Annotated in this window: 23 protein-coding genes; all 23 read left to right on the plus strand. The window is 64.0% G+C overall.

Annotated elements, in window-relative coordinates:
- The first annotated feature begins 75 nt into the window (after positions 1-75).
- The 23 genes from SAB01S_RS02035 to trbJ all read left to right on the plus strand — a co-directional run bounded on the left by SAB01S_RS02035 (position 76) and on the right by trbJ (position 25,894).
- Positions 76-513: a group III truncated hemoglobin gene (locus tag SAB01S_RS02035; RefSeq protein ID WP_009824051.1), complete on the plus strand. Its 438-nt coding sequence runs from the start codon at positions 76-78 to the stop codon at positions 511-513.
- 16 nt (positions 514-529) lie between these two features.
- Positions 530-1,216 carry an alternative oxidase gene (locus SAB01S_RS02040; protein WP_021227573.1) on the plus strand — a complete coding sequence of 229 codons (687 nt, stop codon included), beginning with the start codon at positions 530-532 and terminating at the stop codon, positions 1,214-1,216.
- A 2-nt stretch (positions 1,217-1,218) separates the two neighbouring features.
- On the plus strand, positions 1,219-1,497 hold the full coding sequence (locus SAB01S_RS02045; protein ID WP_009824053.1) for a TehB family protein: 279 nt from the start codon (positions 1,219-1,221) through the stop codon (positions 1,495-1,497).
- A gap of 49 nt (positions 1,498-1,546) precedes the next feature.
- A complete protein-coding gene (hmpA, locus tag SAB01S_RS02050; RefSeq protein WP_009824054.1) occupies positions 1,547-2,758 on the plus strand; it encodes an NO-inducible flavohemoprotein in 1,212 nt (403 codons plus the stop codon).
- A gap of 56 nt (positions 2,759-2,814) precedes the next feature.
- Positions 2,815-3,840 carry an HPP family protein gene (locus SAB01S_RS02055; RefSeq protein ID WP_009824055.1) on the plus strand — a complete coding sequence of 342 codons (1,026 nt, stop codon included), beginning with the start codon at positions 2,815-2,817 and terminating at the stop codon, positions 3,838-3,840.
- A gap of 285 nt (positions 3,841-4,125) precedes the next feature.
- Positions 4,126-4,707: an ANTAR domain-containing response regulator gene (locus SAB01S_RS02060; protein ID WP_009824056.1), complete on the plus strand. Its 582-nt coding sequence runs from the start codon at positions 4,126-4,128 to the stop codon at positions 4,705-4,707.
- Positions 4,704-5,918: a CmpA/NrtA family ABC transporter substrate-binding protein gene (locus tag SAB01S_RS02065; RefSeq protein WP_009824057.1), complete on the plus strand. Its 1,215-nt coding sequence runs from the start codon at positions 4,704-4,706 to the stop codon at positions 5,916-5,918. The genes SAB01S_RS02060 and SAB01S_RS02065 overlap by 4 nt, the downstream gene beginning before the upstream one ends.
- A 218-nt stretch (positions 5,919-6,136) precedes the next feature.
- A complete protein-coding gene (locus tag SAB01S_RS02070) occupies positions 6,137-7,381 on the plus strand; it encodes a nitrate/nitrite transporter (protein WP_009824058.1) in 1,245 nt (414 codons plus the stop codon).
- Between the two features lie 79 nt (positions 7,382-7,460).
- Positions 7,461-8,669 carry a hypothetical protein gene (locus tag SAB01S_RS02075; protein WP_009824059.1) on the plus strand — a complete coding sequence of 403 codons (1,209 nt, stop codon included), beginning with the start codon at positions 7,461-7,463 and terminating at the stop codon, positions 8,667-8,669.
- 208 nt (positions 8,670-8,877) lie between these two features.
- Positions 8,878-11,400, plus strand: a complete 2,523-nt coding sequence (nirB, locus tag SAB01S_RS02080; protein WP_009824060.1) for a nitrite reductase large subunit NirB — start codon at positions 8,878-8,880, stop codon at positions 11,398-11,400.
- Between the two features lie 5 nt (positions 11,401-11,405).
- Positions 11,406-11,741 (plus strand): nitrite reductase small subunit NirD, encoded by a 336-nt coding sequence (gene nirD / locus SAB01S_RS02085; protein ID WP_021224520.1) that lies wholly within the window; start codon positions 11,406-11,408, stop codon positions 11,739-11,741.
- Positions 11,741-14,350, plus strand: coding sequence for a nitrate reductase (locus SAB01S_RS02090; RefSeq protein ID WP_009824062.1), 2,610 nt, complete (start codon positions 11,741-11,743; stop codon positions 14,348-14,350). Before nirD ends, SAB01S_RS02090 begins: the two co-directional genes overlap by 1 nt.
- Positions 14,337-15,125 carry a uroporphyrinogen-III C-methyltransferase gene (gene cobA, locus SAB01S_RS02095; protein ID WP_009824063.1) on the plus strand — a complete coding sequence of 263 codons (789 nt, stop codon included), beginning with the start codon at positions 14,337-14,339 and terminating at the stop codon, positions 15,123-15,125. The genes SAB01S_RS02090 and cobA overlap by 14 nt, the downstream gene beginning before the upstream one ends.
- 9 nt (positions 15,126-15,134) lie before the next feature.
- The gene (locus tag SAB01S_RS02100) at positions 15,135-16,352 is read left to right on the plus strand and encodes a molybdopterin molybdotransferase MoeA (RefSeq protein ID WP_009824064.1); all 1,218 of its coding nucleotides are present in this window, start codon (positions 15,135-15,137) and stop codon (positions 16,350-16,352) included.
- 1 nt (position 16,353) lies between these two features.
- Positions 16,354-16,875 carry a molybdenum cofactor guanylyltransferase gene (locus SAB01S_RS02105; protein ID WP_009824065.1) on the plus strand — a complete coding sequence of 174 codons (522 nt, stop codon included), beginning with the start codon at positions 16,354-16,356 and terminating at the stop codon, positions 16,873-16,875.
- 694 nt (positions 16,876-17,569) lie between these two features.
- Entirely contained in the window at positions 17,570-18,490 is a 921-nt protein-coding gene (locus tag SAB01S_RS02110) for a HEPN domain-containing protein (RefSeq protein WP_062731513.1), read from the plus strand.
- Positions 18,491-18,651: 161 nt separating this feature from the next.
- Complete coding sequence (locus tag SAB01S_RS02115) at positions 18,652-20,676, plus strand: conjugal transfer protein TraG (RefSeq protein ID WP_062731514.1); 2,025 nt, start codon at positions 18,652-18,654, stop codon at positions 20,674-20,676.
- Positions 20,677-20,683: 7 nt separating this feature from the next.
- The gene (locus SAB01S_RS02120; protein WP_062731515.1) at positions 20,684-21,088 is read left to right on the plus strand and encodes a hypothetical protein; all 405 of its coding nucleotides are present in this window, start codon (positions 20,684-20,686) and stop codon (positions 21,086-21,088) included.
- Positions 21,085-22,104: a P-type conjugative transfer ATPase TrbB gene (trbB, locus tag SAB01S_RS02125; protein ID WP_439646645.1), complete on the plus strand. Its 1,020-nt coding sequence runs from the start codon at positions 21,085-21,087 to the stop codon at positions 22,102-22,104. Before SAB01S_RS02120 ends, trbB begins: the two co-directional genes overlap by 4 nt.
- A 1-nt stretch (position 22,105) precedes the next feature.
- Positions 22,106-22,441, plus strand: a complete 336-nt coding sequence (locus SAB01S_RS02130) for a TrbC/VirB2 family type IV secretion system protein (protein ID WP_062731517.1) — start codon at positions 22,106-22,108, stop codon at positions 22,439-22,441.
- Positions 22,438-22,713, plus strand: coding sequence for a VirB3 family type IV secretion system protein (locus SAB01S_RS02135; RefSeq protein ID WP_062731518.1), 276 nt, complete (start codon positions 22,438-22,440; stop codon positions 22,711-22,713). The genes SAB01S_RS02130 and SAB01S_RS02135 overlap by 4 nt, the downstream gene beginning before the upstream one ends.
- Entirely contained in the window at positions 22,707-25,178 is a 2,472-nt protein-coding gene (gene trbE / locus SAB01S_RS02140) for a conjugal transfer protein TrbE (protein ID WP_062731519.1), read from the plus strand. The genes SAB01S_RS02135 and trbE overlap by 7 nt, the downstream gene beginning before the upstream one ends.
- Positions 25,151-25,894 carry a P-type conjugative transfer protein TrbJ gene (gene trbJ, locus SAB01S_RS02145; RefSeq protein WP_062731520.1) on the plus strand — a complete coding sequence of 248 codons (744 nt, stop codon included), beginning with the start codon at positions 25,151-25,153 and terminating at the stop codon, positions 25,892-25,894. The genes trbE and trbJ overlap by 28 nt, the downstream gene beginning before the upstream one ends.
- The last annotated feature ends 47 nt before the right edge of the window (positions 25,895-25,941 follow it).

The raw sequence follows: 25,941 nt of genomic DNA on the forward strand, positions 1-25,941 counted from the left end.
AATCATGTATTCTCATTGCATGTTTTTCAGCGTCAGTATAGATGCATCCTAGATACATGATTTGGAGTCGCAGCCATGCCAGCACTCGACATAACCGAACCCGGCCTCACCCGGCTGGTCGACGCGTTCTATGCCCGCGTCCGTTGCGATGAAGAACTCGGCCCGATCTTCAACGATGCCATCCACGACTGGCCCGAACATCTCGAGAAGCTGAGAGCCTTCTGGTCCTCCGTCATGCTCACCAGCGGACGCTACAAGGGCCAGCCGGTGCCTGCGCATGTGAAGCATCGCGATCGCATCACCCCCGCCCTGTTCGAGCGCTGGCTCGCACTCTGGGCCGAGACCACCGATGAACTGATGGCCCCCGAAGCCGCTGCTGCCTTGCAGGCCAAGGCCGCGCGGATCGCCGAGAGCCTGAAGCTCGCGATGTTTTTCCGGCTGGAAGCCCAGCCAGTGCCCGCCTCTTCCCACCGACCCGGCAGCCCCACAGCAGCCGCGACGGACCATGCCTGAAAAGGAGCATATTGCCATGACCGACATTCCGCTGGTCGATCTGACCGTTCACCACACCCCGCGCGACCTGCGTGATCGGATCGCGCTCGGCTTCACCAAGGTCTTGCGCTTGTGCGCCGATACCTTCTTCGCCAAGCGCTACGGCCATCGCGCCATCGTGCTCGAAACCGTCGCCGCCGTGCCCGGCATGGTCGGCGCTACACTCACTCACCTCAGGTGCCTGCGCCGGATGCAGGGTGACAACGGCTGGATCCGCACCCTGATGGAAGAGGCGGAGAACGAGCGGATGCACCTGATGACCTTCATCGAGGTCGCCCAGCCGTCGCTGTTCGAGCGGCTGGTGATTCTGCTGGTGCAGTGGGCGTTCTATCTCGCCTTCTTCGGCCTCTATCTGGTGAGCGCACGGACCGCGCACCGCGTGGTCGGCTATTTCGAGGAGGAGGCCGTGATCAGCTACACTCTCTACCTCAAGGAGATCGACGAGGGTCGCAGCCCGGATGTCGCCGCCCCGATGATCGCCCGTCGCTACTGGAAGCTGCCCGATACGGCCACCTTGCGCGACGTGGTGCTGGTGGTCCGCGCCGACGAAGCGCATCATCGCGACGTCAACCACGGCTTTGCCGATGAACTGGCGGGCAAGCCTGCACCGCTGAGTGTTGCTCCTTATCCCGAGCACGCGGACGATATCCGGCTGGCAGCCTGACCATGTCAAAACCGCGCCCCTATCGCTCCACCCCCGTGTTCGATCAGGATAGCCTGCCCGCTGCCCTGCGCGCCCGCCACGATACCAAGGCGGGCGTGTGGGGCGTGATCCGGGTGATCGAGGGAGAGCTCCGGCTCACCTATCTCGATCCAACCAGCGAGGTGATCCTTACCCCTGATCGGCCCGGATTGATCGAGCCGCAACAACCGCATTTCGTCACGCCACTGGGCACGATGAAAATGCAGGTCGATTTCTGGGACCGGCCTCCACCCGGTTTCTGACCACGACCTGCCCCCTTCCCGAACCACCTTTCCATCTCAGGAGAATTCCATGTCGCAGCCGCTCAGCGAGCAGACGATCGCGCTCGTCAAGGCCACGGTCCCCGCACTCGAAGCCCATGGCCTCGCCATCGTGCACGAAATGTATGCCCGCCTGTTCCAGAACCCCGAGATCGCCGCCTTGTTCAACCAGTCGCACCACGGTGATGCGGGATCGCAACCGCGCGCCTTGACCGGGGCCATCCTTGCCTATGCGAGCAACATCGAGAACCTCGCGGCACTCGCGCCGGCGGTGGAGCGCATCGCGCAAAAGCATGTCGGTTTGCAGATTTTGCCCGAGCATTACCCCTATGTCGCCGATGCCTTGCTCGGCGCGATCAAGGCGGTGCTGGACGATGCTGCGACCGATGAGATTCTCGCTGCTTGGGGCGAAGCCTACTGGTTCCTCGCCAATATCCTGATCGCGCGTGAAGATCGGCTCTATTCGGAACAGCAATCGGCCGACGGAGGCTGGAGCGGCTGGCGCGAGTTCAAGGTGGTCGAAGTCGTGCCGGAAAGCGCGGTCATCACCTCGTTTATCTTGTGCCCCGCCGATGGGCTCCCTGTAATGGCATACAAGCCCGGCCAGTATCTGACCTTCTGGTTCGACATCCCCGGTCATCCGTCAGTGAAGCGCAACTATTCGATTTCCGCGGCGCCCAATGGCGAGACCTATCGCATCTCGGTCAAGCGCGAACCACAGGGGCTGGCCTCGGGTTGGCTTCACGATACTGCGGGCGTCGGCAGCAGACTCAAGGTCGCAGCTCCGGCGGGCGAGTTCTTCCTTGATGATACGAGCGAACGACCGGTGGTGTTGCTGTCGGGCGGAGTGGGTCTGACGCCAATGGTCGCGATGCTGGAGGCGCTCGTGGCGAAGGGAGGCACCGCGCCGATCCACTATGTCCACGGCACACATGATCGTACCACCCACGCAATGCGCGATCACGTCCAGGCACTGGCGGCGAGCGCCGGTTTGGTAAGTGTCACCGACTTTCATCAGCACCCGCTGGGCGACGAAGTGGCGGGGCGCGACTACGACATCGCCGGGATCATCACCGACGAATGGCTGGTGGCCAACACGCCCATTGCCGAAGCGGACTACTACATCTGCGGGCCCCGCGCCTTTCTGCGTCACGCGGTTGCCACACTCTCGCAGGCTGGTGTAGCGGCTAGTCGCATCCACTATGAATTCTTCGGACCGGCAGACGAATTGCTGGCCGCCTGAGAGGCCCCTATCCGTTGCATCGATTGAAAAGCCCCGCCTTCTGGCGTCAACCCGGCATGCATCCGGCCCGTTCGGCGATCGGTGCGGGAATCGCTCTCGCGCTGACCGGGCTTGTCACAGCCTGGCTGCTTCCCGATCCCTCGGCGCTGCCATTTCTGGTGGCGCCGATGGGGGCATCGGCGGTGCTGGTCTTCGCCCTGCCAGCCGCCCCGCTTGCCCAGCCGCGCGCGGTACTGCTCGGCAATTTCGTTTCGGCGCTTTTTGGCGTATCCGCCGTGCAGCTGTTCCCCGATCCGCTCGTGGCGGGATCGCTTGGCGCTGGTGCGGCCATTCTGGCCATGCAGCTGCTGCGCTGCACTCACCCGCCGGGCGGGGCCGTGGCCTTGTTCGCCGCTTTCGGCGGCGATGCCGTGCGAGAGGCAGGCTTTGCCTTTGCGCTTCTTCCGGTCGGGCTCAACTCGCTGCTGCTGGTGGGGCTTGGCATAGCTTTCAACAATTTGGCCGGCAGCCGCTACCCCCATCGGGCCGAAACTGCCTCAACTGCGAGTCCCCGCACAAGCGACCAACCTGCCGCCGAGCGAACCGGCTTCAGCGACAGCGACGTCGAAGCTGTGCTCGACCGGTTGGAAGACCGGCCCGATATCGAGGCCGAGGATCTTGCCAGCCTGCTGCGCGCAGTCGAAGCTGAAGCCTTCGCCCGGCGCAAGCCGCTGCCGCTGTGCTTCGACATCATGTCGCGCGACGTGATCACCTGCCGCGCCACCGACGAGATCGCGCCGACCCTCGCGCTGATGGACGAACGGTGCGTCTCGGCTCTGCCCGTGCTGGACGAGAAGGATCATGTGATCGGATTGGTCCCGCGCCATGTGCTCGCGCCAGCGTCACAGGGAACGGTGCGGGAGGTCATGCTGAAGGGCGCGTGCCTGGTGGCGGTGGACAGGCCGGCTGCTACGCTGGTGCCGCTGCTGTCCGATGGTGTGCACCATCATGCCGTGGTGGTCTGGAGCAACGGCACGCTAGCGGGGCTCATTACGCAGACTGACCTGCTCGCTGGCATGCGGCATTTGTCGGAGGATGAATGAGGAGGGGGTCTCCCGCGACTGAAATGCGAGCCATATCTGAGTAATCTGTGTGGGGTCGCTAAGATCTGCAGGACAACAACAAAATACTTTACCAGCAGCAAGCGACCAATCCCAGCTGCTAGGATCAACTGTCATGAAGGTCTGCTTCCGGCAGAAGCGGCAGCGCCTCGCATCTTCCTAAACGGTCGGACACATGGGTATGGCCAGAAAATCACGCTTCCCGGCATTGGCCTCCGCTTCCCACCGGCCTGACCGGACGTTATTGTCGCGCCCAAAGGGGACGTCATGCGGATTGTCATTATCGACGATAGCGGGCTGCGCGCGTCCGTTCTGGAAGACGGGCTGCGCGATGCCGGCTATGACGACATCCACATTGTCCCGCCGCGCGGCGCGTTCGTTGCGAGGCTGGAGCGCATGGCGCCCGATGTCGTCCTGATGGACCTGGGTAGCCCCAGCCGCGATACGCTGGAAGAAATGCTGATGGTCAGCCGGGCGCTGGCCAAGCCGATCGCGATGTTCGTGGATCAGTCGGACGACGCCATGATCGGTGCGGCGATCGACGCGGGCATATCCGCCTATGTCGTCGACGGGTTGCGCAAGGAACGCGTGAAGCCGGTGCTGGAACTGGCGGTGCGCCGCTTCAATGCCTTTGCCCGGATGCAGGCCGAACGCGACGATGCGCGCGCCGCCCTGACCGAGCGCAAGGTCATTGATCGCGCCAAGTCCATCCTGATGAACCAGCGATCCATGTCAGAACAGGATGCCTATACGCTGCTGCGATCGACCGCGATGAACCAGGGCAAGAAAATCGTCGACGTGGCGCAAGCGTTGATTACCGCCAGCGACCTGTTGGGAGGGGGAGCATGACGACGACAGTGAAGATTTCCTTTTTGCCCCTGACCGATTCAGCCGCGCTGGTCGCCGCGCGCGAGCAGGGATTTGCGCAAGAGGAAGGTATCGACCTTGATCTGGTCCGCAGCACGAGCTGGGCGACGCTGCGCGACCGCATGATTTACGGGCAGGTTCACGCCGCGCAGATGCTGGCACCGCTGGCGGTTGCGGTCACGCTGGGCCTCAGCCAGCAGCCCGCCCCCCTCGCCGCGCCGTACAAGTTGAACGTGAACGGTAACATGCTGGTGATGGCAAACGACTTCGCAAAGGCGCTGGACCCCGATGTGGCGGCGCGTCTGGCCGATCCGCTGGGCACTGCGCACGACTTTGCCGCAGCGATCGGCCTGTGGCGGCGCAAACCCGTCATCGGCGTGGTCCATCGCTTCTCCAGCCATTCGCTGATGCTGCGTTACTGGCTGGCGAGCGCGGGCGTCGATCCGGACAAGGATGTCGTGCTGCGCGTGCTGCCGCCGTCGCTGACGGTCGAGGCGATGCAGGCCGGGGAAATCGACGGATTTATCGCGGGCGAACCGTGGGGCAGCGCAGCGGTCGAAGCCGGACTGGCCGAGGCGGCGGCGATCGGCGAACGCATCTGGCAGCGCGGCGTGGAGAAGGTTCTGGCCTTCCGCGAAGCCTGGATGGAGGAGAATCCCGAAACGGTCGACAGGTTGCTGCGCGCCCTGGCACGCTCCGCCGCATGGTGCGACGATCCGGCCAGTCACGACAGGCTGTCCGAGCTGCTTTCCGATCCACGCTATATCGACCAGCCGGCGCATCTTATCCGGCGCGCCCTTGCCGGCCAGATTATGGCGCGGCCGCACGAGCCGGCTTTGGCCAGTCCCGACTTCATCCTGTTCGGCCGGGAAGCGACGCCCTTTCCATGGCGCAGTCAGGCGCTGTGGATCTACTCGCAGCTTGTGCGGTGGGGCATGGTGGATCATGACCCGGCAACGGCGACCCGCGCTGCGGCGGTTTTTCGCCCCGATATTTTCCGGCGCGCGCTGACGGGCAGAGATGTGGCAATGCCCGGCGCGAGCATGAAGGTGGAGGGCGCGGTCCAGCTGCCGCTTGCAGTCGGATCGCGTCGGGGAGACCTGACCCTTGGCCCCGACCGTTTCTTCGACGGGCGGATTTTCGATCCCGAACGAATCGAGGCATATCTCGCGGAATTTTCGCAGACGCGTTGATTTCCCGGGCGAAAATTGTGCTTTGCAACAGCCTGCAGATTCCATAAGACTATAGGAGTCGCGCGACGAAGCGCGCTTATATCGATGCGCTGTCCCAAAGGTGGGATCGCCATCCCCAATTTCTATCGCAGCAGAGCCGCTGACCGGACTTGCCCATAGGGGTGACGTCCGGGCTGCGGCTTTTTTCGTGTCTATTTTCCATTTATGGGGGAAGCACCATGGCAACCGCTTATTGGGACCGCGAACAGACTGGCGCCGCGCCGGCGCCCGCGACAAGTTTCTGGAAGGCCGGTCACACACCGACCCTGATCGCCGCCTTTCTCTATTTTGACCTCGCCTTCATGGTGTGGGTTCTGCTCGGGCCGCTGGCGCCGATGATTTCCAAGACATTGATGCTGACGCCCGCCGAAAAAGGCCTGATGGTCGCGACGCCGACGCTTGCCGGAGCCTTGCTGCGCGTCGTCAACGGCCTGCTCGTCGACCGGATCGGACCGAAGCGGTCGGGCGCGATCAGCCAAATCATCGTCATTGCCGGATTGTTCTGCGCCTGGGCGCTGGGCGTCGACAGCTTTGGCGGTACGCTGGCGCTGGGCGTCATTCTGGGCTTTGCAGGCGCAAGCTTCGCCATCGCCCTGCCGCTTGCCAGCCGCTGGTATCCGGCGGAACATCAAGGCAAGGCGATGGGCCTGGCGGGCATGGGCAATTCGGGAACGGTGCTTGCGTCGCTCTTTGCTCCCGTGCTTGCCAAGATGTTCGGCTGGAATGCCGTGCTTGGCCTCGCCTGCATCCCGCTGACGATCGTCTTTGTCGCCTATATGCTGATGGCCAAGGACGCGCCCAATGCGCCCGCACCCAAGAAGATCGTCGATTATTTCACGCCACTCAAGCAGGCTGATGCCTGGTGGCTGATGGCCTTCTACGCCGTGACGTTCGGCGGTTTCGTGGGACTTGCCGCCAGCCTGCCCATCTATTTCACCGACCAGTTCGGCCTGACGCCGATCGTTGCGGGTTATTGCACCGCAGGCTGCGTTTTCGCCGGATCGCTGGTGCGGCCGTTGGGCGGCGCGCTTGCTGACCGGATCGGCGGGGTCAAGGCGCTGACGATCGTCTATATCGTCGCGGCACTGGCGCTGGCGGGCGTGGGCTATGCCACGACTTTGGCCGGTGCGCTTGGCCTGTTCGTCCTCGCCATGCTGGCGCTGGGCACGGGTAACGGCTCGGTCTTCCAGCTCGTCCCGCAGCGTTTTCAGCCGGAAATCGGGGTGATGACGGGTCTGGTGGGCATGGCCGGCGGGATCGGCGGCTTCTACCTCGCCAGCTCGCTGGGTCTGGCAAAGCAGATCACCGGCAGCTTCGCGCCCGGCTTCCTGATCTTCGCCGGACTTGCGGTTCTGGCGGTGCTGGGCCTGACGGCGGTGAAGGCCCGGTGGCGCGCGACCTGGAGCACCGGAGCGCGCATCTGACGATCTGAAACCGGGGGCGGCGCAGCTTTTGCCGCCCCCGGTTTCATCGCTTCACCATTCGTCCGGGGGGACGCATCCCATGAAGGTTTTTATCGTAACCGCGGCCGCGCTGGTCGTCGCACGCCCCGCTTGCGCCCAGACAATTGCCCTGAAGCCGCTCGCGGAAGCACGACTGCGCTACGAGCATGTCGATCAGGATGGCTTGCCGCAAGAGAAGGCCGATGCCCTTACGGTCCGCGCCCGCGCCGGACTTACCGCGAGCAGCGGCGCGCTGTCCGCCTCCATCGTCGGGCAAGGGACGCTGGCGATCGTCGATCATTATTATGACGGCCTCAATGGCGCGCCGACACGGCCGATCGTCGCCGATCCGGAAAATGTCGCGCTCTACATCGCGCAGCTTCAATATAAGACGAAGGCGGTCGCCCTGACGGCGGGACGCCAGAAGATCGTGCTCGATGACGAACGCTTTGTCGGCAATGTCGCCTTCCGCGACAATGCGCAGACGTTCGATGCAGTGCGGGCCGAACTCACGCCGGTAAAGGGCCTGAAGCTGGACGTCGCCTATGCCTGGAGCGTCAGGTCGATCTGGGGCGTTCAGGGGACACGTGCCCGGCAGCAGGCGGTGAGCGGCGACAATATCCTCGCCAATCTTTCCTACACGACGCCCATCGGCACGATGACGGGCTTTGCCTATCTGGTAAATCAGGATGAGGCGGCGGTGCAGGCATATCGCCTGTCGAGCCAGACCTACGGCGTGCGGCTCGCCGGCGCGAAGGCGCTGTCGAAGGCGGCGAAGCTCAGCTACCAGCTCAGCTATGCGCGCCAGTCCGACTATCATCGCAATCCCAACGACTATAGCGCCGATTACTGGCTGGCGGACGCCACGCTGGACGTGAAGGGGTGGAAGCTCAATGGCGGCTACGAAGTGCTAGGCGCCGACAACGGACGACCCTTCACCAGCTTTCAGACGCCGCTCGGCACCAATTTCAAGTTTCAGGGATGGGCCGACAAGTTCCTGACCACGCCCGCCAACGGCGTGCGCGACCTCTATGTCGGCGGCGGCTATGACTGGAAGAAGTGGGGCAGGTTGTCGGCCATCACCCTGACGGCAAGCTGGCACAGGTTCGACAGCGATAGGCTCGACCAGCATTATGGCAATGAGGTCGATCTTCTGGCGACCGCGAAGGTGAAAAAGACGGCTCTGTCGGTGCGCTACGCCCATTATGATGCGCGAGCGCTGGCGACCGACACGAACAAAGTCTGGCTTCAGGCGGACTGGGCCATCTGATTTGAAAGCATCGCGACGAATCGCTTGAGCCACCTAGCGATTCGTCCTATGCTGCGACGCAAGGGACAAGGATGTCCTCCTTCACATAGCCGCGACGATCCACAGACGGGTCGGCAAGGCACGATATGATGGCAAAGCCGCCATCCAGACTCTCGGTTCTCACCGATGGTCCGGATGGCGGCTTTTTTGTTTTCCGAAAGGCACTGGGATGGAATTTCAGCGTGAGACTGTTCCGGTCGCGGAGCGCGTTGACGATCTTCTCGTCACCTCCCCCGACCCGCGCGAACATCTGGTTGTGGTGGGCAACGGCATGGCGGGATGCCGTGCGGTCGAAGAACTGCTGGCGCGCGACGCGGGGCGCTATCGCGTCACGATCTTCGGCGCCGAACCGCATGTGAACTACAACCGCATCATGCTGTCGCCGGTTCTGGCGGGGGAAAAGACTTTCGAGCAGATCGTCATCAACGATGCCGCCTGGTATGCCGACAACGCCATCGAGCTGATCTCGGGCGACCCGGTGACGGCGATCGACCGCACCGCCAAGCGCGTGACGGCGCAGAGCGGGCGCAGCGTCTCCTATGACAAGCTGCTGATCGCGACGGGGTCAGACCCCTTCATCATCCCGGTGCCGGGCAAGGATCTGCCGGGCGTCATCAGCTTCCGTGACATGAAGGATGTCGACACCATGCTGGCGGCGGCGGAAGCCGGGAAGGCCAATGGCGGCGGCAGCGCGGTGGTGATCGGCGGCGGCCTTCTGGGACTGGAGGCGGCGCATGGCCTGACCCTGCGCGGTATGAAAGTGACGGTCATCCACCTCATGGACACGCTGATGGAGCGGCAGCTCGACGAGGCGGCGGGCTGGCTGCTGAAGACGGCGCTGGAGGCGCGCGGCCAGACGATCCTGACGGGCGCCAATACCGAAGCCATCTATGGCGACGGCAAGGTCGAGGGCGTCCGCCTGAAGGACGGTCGCGAAATCCCCGCCAGCCTCGTCGTCATGGCGGTGGGCATCCGCCCCGCGACGGCGCTGGCGCGCGAGGCGGGCCTCACCGTCAATCGCGGCATCTGCGTCGACGATCATATGGTGACGAGCGATCCCGACATCCTGGCGGTCGGCGAATGCGTCGAACATGACGGCAATGTCTATGGCCTCGTCGCGCCGCTGTGGGACATGTGCCGCAGCCTTGCCGATGGCCTCACCGATCAGCACAGCGGCTATCGCGGCTCGGTCACATCCACAAAGCTCAAGGTCGCGGGCCTTGACGTGTTCTCCGCTGGCAACTTTTCGGGCGGAGATGGCTGCGAGGACATCGTGATGCGCGACGCATCGCGTGGCATCTACAAGCGCGTCGTGGTGAAGGACGACCGCGTCGTCGGCGCCGTGCTCTATGGCGATACCGTCGATGGCGGCTGGTATTTCGACCTGCTCAAACGCGAGGAAAATGTCGCGGATATTCGCGACATGCTGATCTTCGGACAAGCCTTCGCCCAGGGAGGGGGCGCGCTGGACCCTAAGGCGGCCGTTGCGGCGCTCTCGGACGATGCCGAGATTTGCGGCTGCAACGGCGTCAGCAAGGGGCAGGTCGTGGCGTGCATCGGGGCGGGCAATGCCAGCCTCGACGCCGTGCGCGCGACGTGCAAGGCGTCGGCCAGCTGCGGCAGCTGCACCGGCCTTGTCGAAAATCTGCTGAGCGTCGTGCTGGGCGATGATGTGAAGTCCGGTCCCAAGACGATGTGCAAATGCACCAGCTTCACTCATGACGACGTTCGGCGCGAGATCGTGGCGCAGGACATGCGCTCCATCCCCGAGGTGATGCAGAAGCTGCACTGGTCGACGCCCGATGGCTGCTCGTCGTGCCGCCCTGCGCTCAACTATTATCTGCTGTGTGCGCTGCCCGGCGTCTATCACGACGATCAGCAAAGCCGCTTCGTCAATGAACGGATGCACGCCAACATCCAGAAGGACGGCACCTATTCGGTGGTCCCGCGCATGTGGGGCGGCCTGACCAACCCGCGCGAGCTGCGCGCGATCGCGGATGTGGTCGAGAAATATAACGCGCCGATGGTCAAGGTCACGGGCGGTCAGCGGCTCGATATTTTCGGGATCAAGGGCGAGGATCTGCCCGCCGTCTGGGCCGACCTCAACGCCGCGGGCATGGTTTCGGGCCACGCCTATGGCAAGTCGCTGCGGACGGTGAAGACCTGCGTCGGGTCCGAATGGTGCCGCTTTGGCACGCAGGATTCGACCGGCCTTGGCGTCAAGGCCGAGCGGATGACCTGGGGATCGTGGATGCCCCACAAGTTCAAGATCGCCGTGTCGGGCTGCCCCCGCAACTGCGCGGAGGCGACGATCAAGGACTTCGGCGTCGTCTGCGTCGATTCAGGCTATGAGCTGCATGTCGGCGGCAATGGCGGCATCCACGTTCGCGCCACCGACCTTCTGTGCAAGATTTCGACCGAGCAGGAGGCGCTGGATTACTGCGCCGCCTTCATCCAGCTCTATCGCGAAGAGGCCCGCTATCTCGAACGCACCGCGCCGTGGATCGAGCGCGTCGGCGTCGACTATGTAAAACAGCGCATCGTCGAAGACGCCGCCGGTCGGGAAGCCCTGCGCGCCCGCTTCCTCTATGCCCAGAGCTTTTCGCAGGACGATCCTTGGGCAGAGCGCGCCGCTGGCCAGCACGCCGAACTGCACCAGCCCATCGCCCCCTTCGCCATCGCAGCAGAGTGAACGACATGACCACATGGATTGACATCGGAACGCTGGACGACATCCCCCAGCGCGGTGCCCGCACCGTCCAGATCGCGGGGCAGAAGGATCTTGCGGTGTTCCGCACAGGTGATGATCATGTCTTCGCGCTGGTCAACGAATGCCCGCACAAGAAGGGGCCGCTCAGCCAGGGCATCGTGCATGGGCACAGCGTCGCCTGCCCGCTGCACAACTGGAACATCGCGCTCAGGACCGGGCAGGCGCAGGGTGCGGACGAGGGATGCACGCCTGTCATCGAAGTGCGTCAGGAGGGCGGCCGCATCCTGATCGCGCAGCCCGACGCCATGCAGGCGGCCGCCTGATGCAAGAGGCGGTCCGCACCACCTGCGCCTATTGCGGCGTCGGCTGCGGCATCGTCGCGACGCCGACCGGCCCGCGATTGGTTTCTGTGAGGGGGGATGAGGCGCACCCGGCCAACGGCGGGCGCCTCTGTTCCAAGGGCACGCATCTGGGCGAGACGGTCGGTCTTCAGGGGCGGTTGCTGCATCCGATGATCGGGGGCAAGCGGGCGGGCTGGGACAAGGCGCTCGACCTTGTGGCAAAGCGCTTCAGGGACGCGATCGATCGCCACGGCCCCGACAGCGTCGCCTTCTACGTCTCCGGCCAGTTGATGACCGAAGACTATTATGTCGCCAACAAACTGATGAAGGGCTTCATCGGGTCGGCCAATATCGACACCAACAGCCGCTTGTGCATGTCGAGCGCGGTCGCGGGGCATAACCGCGCCTTCGGCGAAGACATCGTTCCGGCAAGCTATGACGATCTCGACGCGGCGGACCTCATCGTCCTGGTGGGATCGAACACCGCCTGGTGCCACCCGATCGTCTATCAGCGGATACAGGCGGCGCGGGCGGCACGCGGCACGAAGCTGGTCGTCATCGACCCGCGCCGCACCGAGACTTGCGAAGGCGCGGACCTGCACCTGCCCATCCGCCCCGGAACCGACGTTGCGCTTATGAACGGGCTGCTGGCCTGGTGTAATGCGACATGGACGATCGACCGGACGTTCATCGAGCGCTCGATCACCGCGCCAGAAGGCTTCTGGGAGCATATCCGGAACGGTCATGACCTTTGGACGACGGCGCAGACATGCGATGTCGAGCCCGCGCTCATCAAGCAGTTTTTCGAAATGTTCGCCGCGACACCGCGCACCGTCACACTGTTCAGCCAGGGCGTGAACCAGTCGATCCGCGGGACCGATCAGGTCAATGCGATCATCAACGTCCATCTTGCCACCGGCCGCATCGGCAAGCCGGGCGCGGCACCCTTTTCGATTACCGGGCAGCCCAATGCGATGGGCGGGCGCGAGGTCGGCGGCCTTGCCTCGACCCTTGCGGCGCACATGGACTTTGCGCCGGACAATGTGGCGCGCGTGGGCCGCTTCTGGGCCGCGCCCAACATGGCGACCAAGCCGGGGCTGAAGGCCGTCGATCTGTTTCGCGCAGTGGACGAAGGGCGGATCAAGGCGCTGTGGATCATGGCGACCAACCCCGCCGTATCGATGCCCGACGCAGGCCGCGTACGCGACGCTTTGGCCTTTGTCCCCTTCCTCGTCGTGTCGGACATCATGGCCAACACCGACAGCAGCACGCACGCCCATGTCAGCCTGCCCGCCGCCGGATGGGGGGAGAAGGACGGCACGGTCACCAATTCGGACCGCACGATCAGCCGCCAGCGTCCCTTCATGGCGCTGCCGGGTGAGGCAAAGCCCGACTGGTGGATCGTGAAGGAAGTGGGCCGTCGCATGGGGTGGGCCAACGCCTTCGCCTATGACCGGCCCGCCGACATATGGCGCGAACATGCGCGCCTGACCGCCTATCAGAATGACGGGCAACGATTGCTGAACCTTAAGGACAAGGCGACGATCGGCAACGAAGCCTATGAGGCGATGGAGCCGTTCCGGTGGGGCGGTCGGCCTTTTGCCGATCGCTCGTTTGCCACGCCCGAGGGCAAGGCGCGACTGGTGCTGACCAGACAAATGGACGTGCAGCCGCCGCTCAAGGACTGGCCGATGACGCTCAACACCGGGCGCTATCGCGACCAGTGGCACACGATGAGCCGCACCGGCCTGTCGCCCAAATTGTCGCGGCATCGTGAAGAGCCGCTCGTGGAAGTCCATCCGCAGGACGCGGCGGCGCTGGGGCTTGCCGATGGCGATCTGGCGCGGGTCGATACTGCGCAGGGGAACAGCGTCTTTCGCGTCGCCCTGAACGAAGGGCAGCGTGTGGGTGAGATTTTCACGCCGATCCACTGGACCGATCGCACGAGCAGCGGCGGGCGCACCGGGCTCCTGCCGCGTCCGCTGGTGGACCCACATTCGGGGCAGCCGGGCTTCAAGTCCACGCCCGCCAGCGTCACGCGGGTCGAGACCGAATGGAAGGGCTTCCTGATCCTGCGGGGAGAGACCTTCCCGCACATCCCCTGCCTGTGGGCCACCAAAATCACCGTGCCGGGGGGCGCCCTGTTCGAAGTAGCCGGGAACGGCGATCCCGCTCGGCTCGAGGCATTGCTTCCTCATGGCGAGCGGGTCGAGGCGCTGGACCGGGCGAAGGGCACGCGCCGCGTCGCCAGCATCAACGAAGGCCGTTTGCAAGCCGTCCTGTTCGTGACGCGCACCGGCCTCCTGCCCTCCCGCGACTGGCTGATCGCGCAGTTGGAAGCGGTCAACGTGGGTGGTTCGGTGCTCGCGGCACGTGGTCCGGGCAGTCAGCCCGACAAAGGCGCGACCGTGTGCGTCTGCTTCGACATCGGCCTCAACCAGATCGTCGCTGCGATCCGCGACCAGCATCTGATGGATGTCGCCGCTGTCGGCGCCGCACTTGGGGCGGGCACAAATTGCGGATCGTGCCGCCCCGCGATCGCGACCATCTTTACCCAGACCATGCAGGAGACGCTTGATGCCGCGGAATGACCTGATCGCGCCCGGAGACGTGTGGCTGGTGGGGGCTGGCCCCGGCGATCCCGACCTTCTGACGCGAAAGGCCGAGAAGCTGATCGCAGCGGCAGAGGTCGTCTTCTATGATGCGCTGGTCGGGCCGGGCGTGGTGGACCTGATCCCCTCCAGTGTCGAGCGGGTAAGCGTAGGCAAACGATCCGGCCGCCATTCGAAGGATCAATTGACGATCGACCAGATGTTGGTCGCCGCATCGCTGGCGGGCAGGCGCATCGTGCGCCTGAAGGGCGGCGACCCAGCCATGTTCGCCAGAGCAGCCGAGGAAATGTCCGCCCTGCGTGCGATCGGCGCGCGCGTTCGGATTTGCCCCGGCGTGACGGCCGCCAGCGCGGTGGCGGCGTCGGCGGGCGTGTCCCTTTCTCTCCGGGGTATCGCCCGCCGCGTTCAGTTCGTCACCGCGCACAGTCGGCGTGGGCAGGCGCTCGATCTGGACTGGAATGCGCTGGCCGATCCGACCAGCACGCTAGCGGTCTATATGGGCCGGGATGCCGCGCCCGAACTCAGTCGCGCCCTGATCGCCGCTGGCTTGCCCGGGTCGACCCCAGCGCTCATCACGTGCGACGCGTCCCTGCCGCAAGAGCAGATGCTGCGAACCCGGCTGGACCTGCTGCCTTTGGTGATCGAGTCCTTTGCCCAGGATCGCCCGACGCTGATCCTGATAGGAAAAGCGGTGGCGCAACCCGATCTGACCGTCGTAGCCGGGGCGGTTGCCGACAATGTCATGACGCACTAGGGCCGCGTCATGACCGCAGCAACCAGCATTGCGTGCGCCGCGACCATTGGCTTCGATGAAGCGCAGGCGATCGTGCGGAAGAGTTGCGTGCCGCTAGGTTTTGAGTTCGTGCCTCTTGGCAAGGCAGGCCGGCGCGTCCTTGCCAGGGATGTCGTCGCCGGGATTGATTCGCCACGGCGGGACTGCGCGGCTATGGACGGATATGCCGTGCATTCCCGCGATCTTGCGCAAGGGGTCATCCGGTTTCGCCTCTCCGGCGAAAGTGGCGCCGGTGGACCGCTTCCAGTGCCGTTGCCACCCGGCACGGCGGTTCGAATATCGACCGGCGCGCCGATGCCTCCGGGTGCCGACCGTGTCGTCATGCGCGAATATGCGATGATCGACGGGAAACATGTCATACTGACGGACAGGGGTGGCAAGGGCCATGTCCGCAGGCGCGGCGATGATTTTGCGCGAGGCCAGACATTGCTGACCGCAGGCACCCGCATGGATGCGCGGGCCATGGTCGTGACCGCCGCCGCCGACGTAGAGGGTGTGACCGTATGGCGCCGGCCGCGCGTGCATGTCATGACCAATGGCGACGAACTGGTCGAACCCGGCAAGGCCGCAATGCAGGCCGATACCGTTCCTGATAGTCTAAGCGAAGCTTTGACGCTGATAGCGCGGCAATGGGGCGGCAAGCTGACCGGCATGTCACGCGCGACCGACCGGATCGACAGCCTGCGCGATGCCGCGCAGGCCGCGCTTTCCGAAACCGACATTTTGGTGCTGGCGGGGGGCGCATCGCATGGACATCGGGATCTGGCCCGCGCAGCGCTCCTGCCGCTCGGCCTGCGCCTCGCCTTCGCGGGCGTTGCCATGAAGCCGGGCAAGCCTCTGTGGTATGGCAGAATCGGCAGGACTCACATTCTGGGCCTACCAGGAAATCCGACTGCCGCCCTGACGACCGCGCGTCTGTTTCTGGCGCCGATGATCGCGGCCATGTCAGGCGCCGGTTTCGCCTCTGCCTTGCGCTGGTCCAGCCATGCGTCGTCCCTTGCTTTGGAGGAAGGCGGCGACAGGGATCAGTTCTTATGCGGGGTGACGCAGGGCAATACCGTTCGAACTATTGAACGCCAGCAGGCGTCGGCGCAGATGATGCTGGCGCAAGCGGATGTCCTCGTCGAGCGACGGGCAGGTGTGCCTGCCGGTCCGGCAGGTTCCGTTCTACAATGCCTGCGCTTCTGACATGGCCCTGCTGGGAGCGATCATTGGAGGTGGCATGTCGCGGCGCTTCGGCTCCGACAAGGCCATGGCGCGGATTGATGGCGTTACGCTTCTGGACCACGTCCATGCCGCCTTGCAGCCTCAGGTCGACGATATCGTCTTGTGCGGGCGTAGCTGGCTGGAGTGGACCTCCATCCCGGACGTGCCGGGCCCGGGCCTTGGGCCGTTGGGGGGCATGGCCGCGGCCTTGGAATATGGCCGCCGTAACGGCTTCGACGCTGTTCTGACAGTTCCGTTAGACACCTATCCACTTCCAAGTGACCTCGCTCGCTCGCTCGGAACTGGGCCAGTTTGTTTCGCTGACCAGTATATGGTGGGTATTTGGCCAGCATCGCTATGTGCTCGCTTGAACGCGCATATTGTCAGCGGCCACCGGTCCGTGCGGTCATGGATCAGCGCCTCAGGCTGTCAATTAATAAAAGTCGATAATCTCGCCTGGAGAAACATTAATGTAGCTACAGATCTACATGAAATTTTTGAATAATCACAACATCATCTCGAAGGGATTCTTAAACTGCTAATCGCAGAGTTGACTGGCCACTTAGATGTGGCCTGATCAGAATCGCGCGCTTTCGGCGATGTTTAATCTTTTTAATAGTTCCTGGACAGGTGAGGCGGGCCCGTGGGGTGCACCCTTTCAATAATTTTATCGCCAGGGTCTTGCTGGGCCGCCAGCCTCTCCGCCAAGGCTGCCCGTTTCAAAGAGCAATGACGGTAAAATTACCGATGTCTGTTTCCAAACCAAAACCTGCCGCTCGCAAATACAAAACTGAATGGCAGGTTTGTCCCAAAGTACGACGCGCGGAACCTCAGACGCTGGGCATGGGGATTTCGGATTTGAGCCATCAAGCGCACCGGCGCTATTGCTGGTTTGGTGAGATCCGTGTGGACTAGGCGGATTACCTTTTGCCCGTTTCAAAATGGATGAACAAAAAGCAATCCGTTTTGACTTTGCTGCCCAAAAGACCGTGACGGCCGGGATTTCGAGGATCTAACCGTTCAGCCTATTTAAGTGAAGGCTCGTTCACTTAAATAACAATTTGGCCAAGGTAAGGGCATTTAATTAGCGATCGTAAGCGTCTCACAGTAAGCTTTTGGATGCGCGGGCGGTTAGCCGCGCGACGATGGCTTTAAATTGAGGGTTGCTAAGATCTGGCTTTCTAACGAGAATCGCTTGCATGAAGGACGCCATCGATCATCTGCCCTCGGTCCAGCAGGGCGAGCTGAACCGCGTGAAGCAATTGCTGATGGGCGAGTTCGCCGAGGCGACCGCGCGTGCGACCCAGCCATGGAAGAAGAACGGCAGCATCCTCAAGATCGTCCTGTTCGGCAGCTACGCGCGGGAGGATTGGGTCGACGAGCCCGAGAATGGCTACCAGTCCGACTACGATCTGTTGATCATCGTCAGCCATCCCGATCTCACCGATATCGCCGACTATTGGTACATCGCTGAGGACAGGATCCTGCGCGATGCAGCCATTGGGCGTCCGGTGAACATCATCGTCCACACTCTTCAGGAGGTGAACCAAGCGCTGAGCCGCGGTGAATATTTCTGGGTGGATATCGCGCGCGACGGAATTATTCTCTACGAATTGCCCGGTAATGAGCTCGCCACGCCCCAACCGCTAACTGCCGCCGATGCCTATGAAATGGCGAGCTGTTACTTCCGCGACCAGCTCAGGTCGCTTGATCAATGGATCGAGCTTGCCGAATATTCGGTGTCGCGGACGTCACAGGAGCCGGATTGGAGCCGAAAGGCTGCTTTCAACCTTCACCAAGCGACGGAAACGGCTTACGCCTGTTTCCTTCTCGTCCGCACCTTCTACTTCCCCCGTTCGCACAACATCAAATTCCTGCGGTCGCTCGCCGAGGATAGCGAACCGCGCCTGATCGAGGCGTGGCCACGCGCTGCCCGGATCGATCGCCGCCGCTTCGAATTGCTCAAGCGTGCCTATGTCGAGGCGCGCTATTCGGCCAGCTACGAGATCGGCAATGACGACCTCAACGCCCTGGCACAATCTGTTCGTGCCCTTCGCGAAATGGTCGAGACCGTATCGCGCGAACGTATCGAGACGCTCCGAACAGACACCGGCCTCTAACCGCCGGACGATGCCTGCCGGATAGCTTCCGGTTCCGGCATCTGACCGGAACGGACTCAGGCGAGCCCATCTGCGCCCATCAGCGCCGTTCCGTTTTTGGCGTCCGTCACCGAGTCTGAATCCGCCCGAGCCGGTCCTGTCCGGCGGGCGGGAGCCTCGACGTGACACCCACCAAATTGCTCATCGGCCAGATCCTTGTCGTCTTCGCGATCGTCATCGCGGGAGTCTGGGCGGCGACGCAGTGGGCGGCGGCAATGCTGGCCTACCAGCCCGAACTCGGTCTGCCGTGGTTCCGGCTCGGCACTATGCCAATCTACCATCCCTGGGCGCTGTTCGGCTGGTGGTATCACTATGATGCTTATGCCCCGATCGTCTTCGACAAGGCGGGCATGCTCGCCGGCGCCAGCGGCTTTATCGGCTGCGCGGCAGCGATCTTCGGTTCGCTGTGGCGCGCGCGCCAGTCGAGCAATGTCACCACCTATGGTTCCGCCCGCTGGGCAAGCCCCCGCGAGATCGAACGCGCCGGTCTGCATCGCGACGCCGGCGTCATGCTCGGCACTCTTGGTGGACGCTATCTTCGCCATGATGGCCCCGAACACATCATGGCGTTCGCGCCGACCCGCTCGGGCAAAGGCGTGGGCCTCGTCGTTCCGACCTTGCTGTCCTGGACCGGATCCACCGTCGTCCACGATATCAAAGGCGAGAACTGGACGCTGACCGCCGGCTGGCGCGCGCGCTTCTCGCACTGCTTGCTGTTCAACCCGACCGAAGCCGCGTCGGCGCATTACAATCCACTGCTCGAAGTCCGGCGCGGCATCGACGAGGTGCGCGACGTCCAGAACATCGCCGACATCCTCGTCGATCCCGAAGGCGCGCTCGAACGCCGCAATCACTGGGAAAAGACCAGCCATTCGCTGCTCGTCGGCACGATCCTGCACGTGCTCTATGCCGAGGAGGAAAAGACACTGGCCCGCGTCGCGACCTTCCTGTCCGACCCCCAGCGCAGCTTCGTTGCCACGCTGCGCCGAATGATGACAACCAATCACCTCGGCGACGACAAGAACCCCAGGGTCCATCCGGTCGTCGCATCCGCCGCGCGCGAACTGCTCAACAAGAGCGAGAACGAACGCTCCGGCGTGCTGTCGACCGCCATGTCCTTCCTAGGCCTCTATCGTGATCCAACAGTAGCGGAGGTCACGTCGCGATGTGACTGGCGGATCGCCGACCTGATCGAGGCCGACCAACCGCTGTCACTCTATCTCGTCATTCCGCCGTCGGACATCAGCCGCACCAAGCCGCTGATCCGGCTCGTGCTCAACCAGATTGGCCGCCGTCTCACCGAACGACTGGACCAGCCCGGCACATCCTCGCGCCGTCACCAGCTCCTGATGATGCTAGACGAATTTCCGGCGCTGGGCCGTCTCGATTTCTTCGAGACCAGCCTTGCCTTCATGGCCGGCTATGGCATCCGCGCCTTTTTGATCGCGCAGAGTCTGAACCAGATCGAGAAGGCCTACGGCGATCACAACGCCATCCTCGACAACTGCCATGTCCGCGTTGCCTTCGCGACCAACGACGAGCGCACTGCCAAGCGCATTTCCGACGCGCTCGGCACCGCGACCGAGCAGCGCGCCATGCGCAACTATGCTGGACACCGGCTCGCACCGTGGCTGGCGCACGTCATGGTCAGCCGCCAGGAGACCGCCCGCCAACTCCTGACGCCGGGCGAGGTGATGCAGCTTTCGCCCGACGAAGAGCTTGTGCTCGTGTCCGGTCTCCCGCCCATCCGGGCGCGCAAACTGCGCTATTTCCGCGACCGCAATTTCACTGCGCGCGTGGCACCGGCGCCGGTGCTGGCATCGGGTCAATATGCCGATCGGCCAAAGTCGCGCGGCGACGATTGGTCCAACCAGGTGCGCGGCACCGACGACCGACTGCACCAGGCGGAGGATGCCGCGGGTGGCGAGGACGATGGCGGCATGCAGCAGCAGCGCCATCCCGGCCTTCCCGAACAGGCCTCCAAGGCAACTGACACCACTGAAACGCGCGATCCCCAGATCGTGCCCGACGACGATGATGTCGCCGCCGACAAGCGCGCCATGGACCAGGCGCAAGGGCAGAACGCCATCGTGCGGGGCCATGCCATCAACGAGGGCGCCAAGCGCGACCTCATACCGGATTTCTGAGGCTGCGATGAAGATCCGCCAGAACCTCTATATCGACCGCGAACTCAGCGACGCGCTGGAGGCGCTCGCCGCCGGTCCGCGCGGCAACAAGAGCCACCTCGTCAACGACGCACTGAAGGACTGGCTGGCGCGCCGGGGAACCAAGGAAGTCGACGACCTCCTGAAGGTTCGCCTCGACCGTTTGACACGCGAACTCGCCGGCGCGCGGCGCGACATCGATGTACTGCTGGAAAGTCTGGCGCTGTTCGTCCGCTATCAGCTGATGGTGACGGCGCCATTACCCGAAGCCGATACCGCGGCCCGCGCCATCGGGCGTGATCGGTTCGAGGCGTTCGTCTCCCAGGTCGGTCGCCAGATAGCGGGCGGCAAGCGCACGCTGTCACCCGTCGAACCCGACGGAGGCGCATCATGATGTCCGGCCAGACGACAAGCGTCTCGGCGGAACGCCGCCGCGCCATGCTGCGCACCGCGATGGGGCCGGCGATTGCCGCGGCGCTCTCCGACAGCCGTGTGATCGAGATCATGGTCAATCCCGACGGGGCGCTGCGGATCGACATTCTCGGTGAAGGCCGTGTCGATACCGACGTGAAGCTCGATCCGGCCCAAGTCGAGCGGATCATTCGGCTGGTAGCATCCCATGTCCGATCCGAAGTCCATGGCGACAAACCCATCGTGTCGGCCGAACTGCCGCCACTTGGTTCTGGCGCCGGGGAGCGGTTCGAGGGAATCCTGCCGCCCGTATCAACAGCCCCATGCTTTTCGATCCGCAAACCTGCGGCCCGGATCTACACGCTGATGGACTATGTGACCGACGGCATCATGTCGGCGGAGGCCGCGCGCCTGCTATCGGTCGCCGTCGTCGATCGCCGCAACATCCTCGTCGCGGGTGGAACCAGTTCGGGTAAGACCACGCTCGCCAACGCGTTGCTCGCCGAGATGGCGGATCTCGACGAACGGGTGATCCTGATCGAGGATACCCGCGAGCTGCAATCGCCGGCGCGCGACACCGTGGCGCTCAGGACCCGGCCAAGCTCATCCGACAAGAACACCGCCGTCACCATGGGTGATCTCGTGCGCTCGACGCTGCGCCTTCGACCCGATCGCATCATTGTCGGCGAGGTCCGGGGCGGCGAAGCATTGGACATGCTGAAGGCCTGGAACACCGGTCATCCCGGCGGAATCGCGACCGTCCATGCGAACAGCGCGGCTTCCGCGCTCTACCGGATCGAGCAGCTCATCCAGGAAGCCGTGGTCATCGTGCCGCGCCACCTGGTCGCCGAGGCGATCAACATAATCGTCTTCATCGCCGGCCGCGGCACCGCGCGGCGGATCGAGACGATCGCCTGCGTCGCGGGCCTCGACCCCGATGGCGGCTACGCCGTCGTCGATCTCTTCCCAGACCCCAACCACGACTTTGAAGGAGACTGACATGACCATCGTTCGTATTTCCAACCGCGACCGCTTCTTCCTCACCGGGCTGGTGCTCGGCCTGTCTATCACCATGACCAGCCGCGTCTATGCCAGCGGCGCGGGTATGCCATGGGAAGAACCACTCCAGCAGGTGCTGGAGTCGGTCCAAGGACCAGTCGCAAAGATCGTCGCGGTACTGATCATCATTTCCACGGGGCTTGCTCTTGCATTCGGCGAGACCTCCGGCGGGTTCCGCAAGCTCATCCAGATCGTCTTCGGCCTGTCGATTGCGTTCGCGGCGTCGAGCTTCTTCCTGTCCTTCTTCAGCTTCGGCGGCGGGGCGCTCGTCGCATGAGCCACATCGACAACGGTCATGTCGCTGGATTCGAGGCGCCCATCCACGCCAGCCTGGGGCAAGCCATCCTGCTGGGTGGTGCGCCCCGCGGCATCGCGATCGTCAATGGCACGATCGCAGCGGCTGTCGGGCTGGGCTTGCAGCAATGGCTGGTCGGGATCGGCATCTGGGCGATGGGCCACAGCGTCGCGGTGTTCGCGGCCCGCCGCGACCCGGATTTCGTGCCGGTGCTGCTCCGCCATCTGCGCCAGAAAGGATATCTGGCATGCTGAACCTAGCGGAATATCGGTCGCGCGCCGACCGGCTCGCCGACCATCTGCCCTGGGCCGCGCTGGTCGCACCCGGCGTCATCCTCAACAAGGACGGCAGCTTCATGCGGTCCTTCGCCTTTCGCGGCTCTGATCTCGAAAGCGCGACGGAAGCGGAACTGGTATCGGCCTGCGCCCGGGCGAACAACGTCCTCAAACGGCTTGGCTCGGGCTGGGCCTTGTTCTTCGAGGCCGAACGGCGTGAGGCGCTCGGCTATCCCGAGAGCGCCTTTCCCGACGCAGCGTCTTGGCTGGTTGAGCAGGAGCGGCGTGCCGGGTTCGAAGCCGAGGGCCAGCATTTCGAGAGTGTCTATCACGGCACGCTGGTCTGGCTGCCACCTGCGGACAGCAGCGATGCGGCGGGACGGACGCTGGTCGAGCGGCCTGACGACGCGAAGGGCCGGGACTGGCACGCCAGCCTCGCCGGTTTTATCGCCGAGACCGATCGTGTGTTCGACCTCCTGTCGGGCTTCATGCCCGAGGTGCGGCCCTTAAGCGACGCCGAGACGCTGACCTATCTCCACGGCACCGTTTCCAGCCGCCCCCATCCGGTCGCCGTGCCGGAGACACCGATCTATCTTGATGCGCTGCTCGCCGATACGCCGCTGGTCGGCGGGTTGGAGCCCAAGCTTGGAGACCGCCATCTGCGAACCCTGACGGTGTTGGGATTCCCGAACCTCAGCCGGCCCGGCATCCTCGACGCGCTCAACTTATCGGATTTCGGCTACCGCTGGGTCACGCGTTTCATAGCGCTCGACAAGACCGATGCGACCAAGGCGCTGACGAAGATCCGCCGGCAATGGTTCAACAAGCGTAAGTCGATCACAGCACTGCTGCGCGAGGTGATGTACAACCAGCCGGTCCAGCTCCTAGACACCGACGCCGACAACAAGGTCGTCGATGCCGATCTCGCGCTGCAGGCGCTTGGCGGCGATCACGTCGCCTTCGGCTATCTGACGACGACAATCACGGTGTCGGACGTCGACCGCACCCGCGCCGAGGACAAGGTCCGCGCGGTCGAGCGGATCGTCAATGGCCTCGGCTTCACGGCGAAGCGCGAGGGCGTCAACGCGGTCGAAGCGTGGCTGTCGTCGCTGCCCGGCCAGGCCTATGCCAATGTGCGCCAGCCGCTGGTCCATACCCTCAACCTCGCCCATCTCATGCCGCTTTCGTCGGTCTGGGCAGGACCGACGGAAAACCGCCACCTCGGCGGCCCGCCGCTGCTGTACGCGCAGACCAGCGGATCGACCCCGTTCCGCCTCTCGACCCATGTCGGCGATGTCGGCCACATGCTCGTCGTCGGCCCGACCGGCGCGGGCAAGTCGGTGTTGCTGGCGCTCATCGCACTCCAATTCCGGCGCTATCCCGGCTCGCAGCTCTATATATTCGACAAGGGCTATTCAGCGCGCGCAGCGGTGCTGGCGATGGGCGGTGCGCATCATTCTCTCGGTCTTGGCGCGGACAGCGGCGAAACCCTGGCGTTCCAGCCGCTGCGCCGGATCAACGATGCCAGCGAACGCAGTTGGGCGGCGGAATGGATCGCGGCGCTGCTGGCCCACGAGAAGGTCTTGGTCACCCCCGAGGTGAAGGACGCCGTCTGGTCGGCACTGGCCAGTCTCGCGTCGGCACCCTCGGAGGAGCGCACCCTGACCGGGCTCGCCATGCTGCTCCAGTCCAATGCGCTGCGCACCGCGCTCACCGCCTATACACTCGACGGCCCTTATGGCCGGCTCCTCGACGCCGCCGAGCAGCGTCTCGCGCTCGCCGACGTCCAGTGCTTCGAGACCGAGTCGCTGATGGGACAGGCCGGCGTCGTCGCCCCGGTACTGACCTATCTCTTCCACCGGCTCGAGGAGCGCTTCGACGGGCGGCCAACGCTGCTGGTGCTCGACGAGGCCTGGATCTTCCTCGACCATCCGCTCTTCGCCGCGCGCATCCGCGAATGGCTGAAGACGCTGCGCAAGAAGAATGTCGCGGTGCTGTTCGCGACCCAGAGCCTGGCCGACATCGCCGACAGCAGCATCGCGCCGGCCATCATCGAAAGCTGCCCGCAGCGCATATTGCTGCCCAACGACCGGGCGATCGAACCGCAGTCGCGCGCCGCCTATGAGCGGTTCGGCCTAAACGACCGGCAGATCGAACTGGTCAGCCGCGCCACGCCCAAGCGGCATTATTATCTGCAATCCGCACGGGGCAACCGCCTGTTCGAACTCGGCCTCGGCCCGATTGCGCTGGCGCTGTGCGGCGCCTCCGATCCCGCGACCCAGGCGCGGATCGACGTTCTGCTGGCCGAGCACGGCCCCGAGGATTTCGCGGCCTGCTTCCTTGAGGGAAGCGGGCTCGATTGGGCCGCCAGCCTCCTCGCCGACTTCCCGTCCCCCAAGCCAAGGAGTAAAATGTCATGCGTATCCCAACCCGCAAATATCTGATCGCGACCGCGCTCGGGGCTGGCACCATCGGTTCGCTCGTCGCGCTCATCGTGCCGAGTGCGCCCGCTTATGCGCAGCTCACCGTGTTCGATCCGAGCAATTACAGCCAGAATCTGCTTACCGCCGCCCGAACCCTTCAGCAGGTCAACAACCAGATCCGCTCGCTTCAGAACCAGGCGCAGAGCTTGGTCAACCAAGCGAAGAATCTTACCACGATTGGCTTCCCCGAGATCCGGGCGATTACCCAGACGCTTCAGCAGATCGACCAGTTGATGGGACAGGCACAAGGCATCCAGTTCCGCGTCACCGGTCTCGACCAGGAGTTCCGTGCATTATTTCCGCAGAGCTTCAACCAGGCGCTGACCATGAACGGCCAGGTTGTTGCGGCGCGGACGCGGCTCGATACAGAGATGGCGGCCTACAAACAGACGATGGGCGTGCAGGCGCAGGTCGTCGAGAACGTCCAGGCTGACGCGCAGACCCTCAATGGCATCGTATCGCGGAGCCAGGGCGCCGAGGGCGCTTTGCAAGCGCAACAGGCGACCAACCAGCTGCTCGCACTGACCGCCAAGCAACAGTTCCAGATCCAAAGCCTGATGGCGGCGCAATATCGGGCGCAGGCGGTCGAGCAGGCGCGCCGCGCGCAGGCCGAGATCGACGCCCGCGCCATGACCACCAAGTTTCTCGGTTCCGGCTCGGCCTACACCCCTCAATAGGCCCGAGTCGGCGCGTAGGCAGCGGCGAATTCGCCTCTTCGCCGCTG

This window comes from Sphingobium abikonense NBRC 16140 (assembly GCF_001598335.1).
In the GTDB taxonomy this organism is placed as follows: Bacteria; Pseudomonadota; Alphaproteobacteria; order Sphingomonadales; family Sphingomonadaceae; genus Sphingobium; species Sphingobium abikonense.

Excerpts from the sequence above, each read along its gene's own strand:
- SAB01S_RS02035 (WP_009824051.1), top strand. The coding sequence starts at position 76 with ATGCCAGCACTCGACATAACCGAACCCGGCCTCACCCGGCTGGTCGAC.
- SAB01S_RS02040 (WP_021227573.1), top strand. The coding sequence starts at position 530 with ATGACCGACATTCCGCTGGTCGATCTGACCGTTCACCACACCCCGCGC.
- SAB01S_RS02045 (WP_009824053.1), top strand. The coding sequence starts at position 1,219 with ATGTCAAAACCGCGCCCCTATCGCTCCACCCCCGTGTTCGATCAGGAT.
- hmpA (WP_009824054.1), top strand. The coding sequence starts at position 1,547 with ATGTCGCAGCCGCTCAGCGAGCAGACGATCGCGCTCGTCAAGGCCACG.
- SAB01S_RS02055 (WP_009824055.1), top strand. The coding sequence starts at position 2,815 with ATGCATCCGGCCCGTTCGGCGATCGGTGCGGGAATCGCTCTCGCGCTG.
- SAB01S_RS02060 (WP_009824056.1), top strand. The coding sequence starts at position 4,126 with ATGCGGATTGTCATTATCGACGATAGCGGGCTGCGCGCGTCCGTTCTG.
- SAB01S_RS02065 (WP_009824057.1), top strand. The coding sequence starts at position 4,704 with ATGACGACGACAGTGAAGATTTCCTTTTTGCCCCTGACCGATTCAGCC.
- SAB01S_RS02070 (WP_009824058.1), top strand. The coding sequence starts at position 6,137 with ATGGCAACCGCTTATTGGGACCGCGAACAGACTGGCGCCGCGCCGGCG.
- SAB01S_RS02075 (WP_009824059.1), top strand. The coding sequence starts at position 7,461 with ATGAAGGTTTTTATCGTAACCGCGGCCGCGCTGGTCGTCGCACGCCCC.
- nirB (WP_009824060.1), top strand. The coding sequence starts at position 8,878 with ATGGAATTTCAGCGTGAGACTGTTCCGGTCGCGGAGCGCGTTGACGAT.
- nirD (WP_021224520.1), top strand. The coding sequence starts at position 11,406 with ATGACCACATGGATTGACATCGGAACGCTGGACGACATCCCCCAGCGC.
- SAB01S_RS02090 (WP_009824062.1), top strand. The coding sequence starts at position 11,741 with ATGCAAGAGGCGGTCCGCACCACCTGCGCCTATTGCGGCGTCGGCTGC.
- cobA (WP_009824063.1), top strand. The coding sequence starts at position 14,337 with ATGCCGCGGAATGACCTGATCGCGCCCGGAGACGTGTGGCTGGTGGGG.
- SAB01S_RS02100 (WP_009824064.1), top strand. The coding sequence starts at position 15,135 with ATGACCGCAGCAACCAGCATTGCGTGCGCCGCGACCATTGGCTTCGAT.
- SAB01S_RS02105 (WP_009824065.1), top strand. The coding sequence starts at position 16,354 with ATGGCCCTGCTGGGAGCGATCATTGGAGGTGGCATGTCGCGGCGCTTC.
- SAB01S_RS02110 (WP_062731513.1), top strand. The coding sequence starts at position 17,570 with ATGAAGGACGCCATCGATCATCTGCCCTCGGTCCAGCAGGGCGAGCTG.
- SAB01S_RS02120 (WP_062731515.1), top strand. The coding sequence starts at position 20,684 with ATGAAGATCCGCCAGAACCTCTATATCGACCGCGAACTCAGCGACGCG.
- trbB (WP_439646645.1), top strand. The coding sequence starts at position 21,085 with ATGATGTCCGGCCAGACGACAAGCGTCTCGGCGGAACGCCGCCGCGCC.
- SAB01S_RS02130 (WP_062731517.1), top strand. The coding sequence starts at position 22,106 with ATGACCATCGTTCGTATTTCCAACCGCGACCGCTTCTTCCTCACCGGG.
- SAB01S_RS02135 (WP_062731518.1), top strand. The coding sequence starts at position 22,438 with ATGAGCCACATCGACAACGGTCATGTCGCTGGATTCGAGGCGCCCATC.
- trbE (WP_062731519.1), top strand. The coding sequence starts at position 22,707 with ATGCTGAACCTAGCGGAATATCGGTCGCGCGCCGACCGGCTCGCCGAC.
- trbJ (WP_062731520.1), top strand. The coding sequence starts at position 25,151 with ATGCGTATCCCAACCCGCAAATATCTGATCGCGACCGCGCTCGGGGCT.